Origin of the sequence: Saccharomonospora iraqiensis subsp. paurometabolica YIM 90007 (assembly GCF_000231035.2) — a bacterium.
In the GTDB taxonomy this organism is placed as follows: domain Bacteria; phylum Actinomycetota; class Actinomycetes; order Mycobacteriales; family Pseudonocardiaceae; genus Saccharomonospora; species Saccharomonospora paurometabolica.
On record NZ_KI912207.1, the window covers coordinates 6,342 to 9,834 of the forward strand.

Sequence of the window (3,493 nt, forward strand, 5' to 3'; positions counted from 1 at the left end):
GACGCGGAGTGCTGCCGAGCGGCCTGCCGGGCGTGCATCCGGCCCGGGTCGTGGTGATCGGTGGCGGCGTCGTGGGGCGCGGCGCCGCGCGGGTGGCGCTGGGGCTGGGCGCCGACGTGGAGCTGCTGGACACCGACATCGCCCGGCTGTGGCGGATCGACCAGGAGTTCGCGGGCCGGGTGCGCACGATCGCCTCCAGCGGCATGTCGCTGGCCGAGTCGGTGTTGCAGGCCGACCTGGTGATCGGGGCCGTCCTCGTCCCGGGCGCGAAGGCCCCGAAGCTCGTCCCGCACGATCTGGTCGGCCGGATGCGGGAGGGCAGTGTCCTCGTGGACGTCTCCATCGACCAGGGCGGCTGCTTCGCCGACTCCCGGCCGACCACGCACGACGAACCGACCTACCGGGTCAACGATTCGGTCTTCTACTGCGTGACCAACATGCCCGGCGCGGTCCCGCGGACCTCGACCTACGGCCTGACCAACGCGACGCTGCCGTACGTGCTGCGCATCGCGGACGAGGGCTGGCGGTCGGCGGCACGGGCGGACACGACGCTGGCGCGGGGGATCAACACCCACGCGGGCGGACTCACCAACGAGGCGGTGGCCGTCGCGCACGACCTGGAGTTCGTCGGCTCTCCGCTCTGATCCCCGGCACCGGCGGACCGGGGGCGGGGAAGGACGAAGGCACCGGGAAGGAAAGAAGGGGCGGCCCGCTCAACCAGCCTGGGGGTCACCGGGAGCGGGCCGCCACCAACAACTTTAAGCAATAGCGAGGCGGTTCGCCGCCCGGGGGGCGCGAGTCGGCGAAGTTTCTTTCCCACAGGACAACCGACGATCTGGTTAATTCTGCACAATAACGGCTCTGACCAGGAACGATGAGAGCTCGCCGGTCCTTGGATGCTGAGAGTGACCTACGTCGCCCTCCGTTCAGGTGAGGAACCCGAAGCCCTCCCGTGATCGTCGTAACGGTCCGTACGGCAGGATGACACCGGCCAAGGCACGATCACGAGGAGATGAGGGCAGCATGCACGACGGCAGCGGCCGCATCGCGGTGCAGAACCTCACCAAGCAGTTCGGCGCCCTCACCGCGGTGCAGAACCTCAGCTTCGCCGTGGAGCCGGGAAGCGTCACGGGGTTCCTCGGGCCGAACGGCTCCGGCAAGACCACCACGCTGCGGATGATCCTCGGGCTCGTGGAGCCGACCGCGGGCGTGGCCACCATCAACGGCCGACGGCACCACGAACTCGGCAGCCCCGGACGGGTGGTCGGCGCCGTGCTGGACAACGGCGGTTTTCACCCGAAGCACACCGCCCGTACCCACCTGCGGGTGTATGCCGCCGCCGTCGGGGTGCCCGACCGGCGTGCCGACGAGGTGCTCGGACTCACCGGCCTCGCCCCCGCGGCCAACCGGCGCACCGGGGACTTCTCCCTCGGCATGCGCCAGCGGCTCTCCCTCGCGACGGCGCTGCTCGGCGACCCGCAGGTACTGGTGCTCGACGAACCGTCGAACGGGCTCGACCCGGAGGGCATCGCGTGGCTGCGCCAGTTCCTGCGGTCCTACGCCGCGCAGGGCCGCACCGTGCTGGTGTCGAGCCATCTGCTCTCCGAGGTCGAGCAGATGATCGACCAGGTGGTCATCGTCAGCGCCGGGTCGACCCGGTACTACGGCCCGTTGGAGCAGCTGCGCCAGAGTGGCCGCTCGCGCGTGCTCGTCCAGCCCGCCGACGCCTCAGCCCTGGTCACCGCCCTGCAGGAGGCGGGGGTCACCGGCCTCGAACCCACCCGGGACGGGCGGGTCGCGGTGTCCGGGTCGAGCGTGCAGCAGATCGCCGACCTCGCCGCGCAGGCCGGTGTCGCCGTCTACGGGATCCAGGAGGAGACCGCTGATCTTGAACAGCTGTTCTTCCAGCTGACCAGTCCGCAATACGCCGCCCCCGTCCCGGGGCACCCTCCGCAGTTCGCACAGCAAGCGTTCCAGCAGCCGCAGCAGCCGGGGCCGCACCAGCCCGTGCCCCCGCAACCCGTGCCGCAGCAGGGTGGCTGGGGACCACCCCCGGGCGGGCCGTACGCCGCCGGGCAACCGATGCCCCCGCAGCAGCAGGCCCCGCAGCCGCAGTCGCCGCCTCCGACGCCGCCGCAGACCCCGCCGGAGGCCCCGGTACAACCCGCCGTGTCCCCCGGGGAACCTGCACACCAGTCACCCGAACAGACGACACAGAACGCGGCGCCACCGGCGACGCAACAGACGCCGGCCCAGCAGACGACTGAGCAAACGCCTGAGCAAACGCCTGAGCAGACGGCTGAGCAGACGTCCGGGCAGCCGACTCAGCAGGCCTCCGGGCCACCGCCGGAGCAGGTGGAACAACCGCCGGAGCAGGCGGACCCACAGTCCGAACACCAGCAGTCGCAGTCGACCGAGGGCTGGGGAGGTCAGCAGTGATGGGCAACCTGATCAAGGCGGAGTTCCGCAAGACCACCGGCCTCAAACTGTGGTGGGCGCTGATGATCCCGGCGTTCGCCGTCTCGTTCTTCTTCGCCTACGGCTGGGGCAACGGGGTCAACGAGTTCAGCGACTTCCTCGGCACCTACGACGCACAACGCCTCGCCCGCGCGCTCGGTGTCCAGGTGGACGCCCTGCCGGTGGGCATGCTCGCGATCTCACGAGGGGTCAACGTCGGCCTGCTCTTTCCGGTGATCTTCGGGATCTCCGCGCTCGCGGGTGAGTACACCCGCCGGACGATCACCACGACCTACCTCACCGCGCCCGGGCGCGGTGCCGCACTGACCGCGAAGATGGTCACCTACATGGTCTGGGGTGCGCTCTACGCTCTCGTGCTCGTGCTGGCGACCACCCTCGGCACCGTGATCGCGGTGGAGGGGTCGCGACTGCCGTCCGTGGGCCAGTGGCTCGGCGTGCTGGGCACGACGCTGGTCGCCGGAGTCCTCGCCACCCTGTTCGGGGTCGGCGTCGGCGCGGTGTGGAACAGCGTCACCGGACCCGTCGTGACGCTGATCATCTGGATGCTGGTGGTCGAGAACCTCCTCGTCTTCGTCATGTTCGGTACGTTGGACGCGTCGTGGCTCGGTGGTGTCCTGCCGAACAACGCGCTCAACGGGATCATGGGTGCCCTGGCCGCCGCGTCGGTCGGAGCCGCGGGCGTGTCCGCACCGGCCGGCCTGGACGAGAACCTCCAGTGGGCTCTGCAGTTCCTCGCGGGGGCACCCGGCTCCTACGCCTGGTGGAGCGCGACGCTGGTGTTCCTCGCCTGGACACTGGCGTTCTTCGGGGCGGGCTGGGCCGCGAACCACAAACGCGACATCACCTGACCCAGCACCCGAGGGAGCCGTGAGTGAGCGGAACTGACACCACGTCGGCACCCCCTCACGGCTCCCCCGCCGACACCGCGGCCACCGCCCCCGGCCCGCACCGCGGGTGGGTGCGCCGACTGACGGCCGCGTGCCTCCGGCACCCGCTGCTGGTGGTCGCCGCGCTC

The 3,493-nt window shown here is 70.8% G+C and carries 2 protein-coding genes and 1 pseudogene; all 3 read left to right on the plus strand.

Annotation, left to right across the window (positions count from 1 at the left end; all coding sequences use genetic code 11):
• Positions 1-644 (plus strand): alanine dehydrogenase (locus SACPADRAFT_RS25375; protein ID WP_007026965.1); only part of this gene is annotated, 644 nt, incomplete at its 5' end.
• A gap of 379 nt (positions 645-1,023) precedes the next feature.
• Positions 1,024-2,115, plus strand: a pseudogene (locus SACPADRAFT_RS0203265) (ABC transporter ATP-binding protein); the annotation flags it as partial.
• A gap of 323 nt (positions 2,116-2,438) precedes the next feature.
• The gene (locus tag SACPADRAFT_RS0203270) at positions 2,439-3,326 is read left to right on the plus strand and encodes an ABC transporter permease subunit (RefSeq protein WP_007026967.1); all 888 of its coding nucleotides are present in this window, start codon (positions 2,439-2,441) and stop codon (positions 3,324-3,326) included.
• Positions 3,327-3,493: the final 167 nt, after the last annotated feature.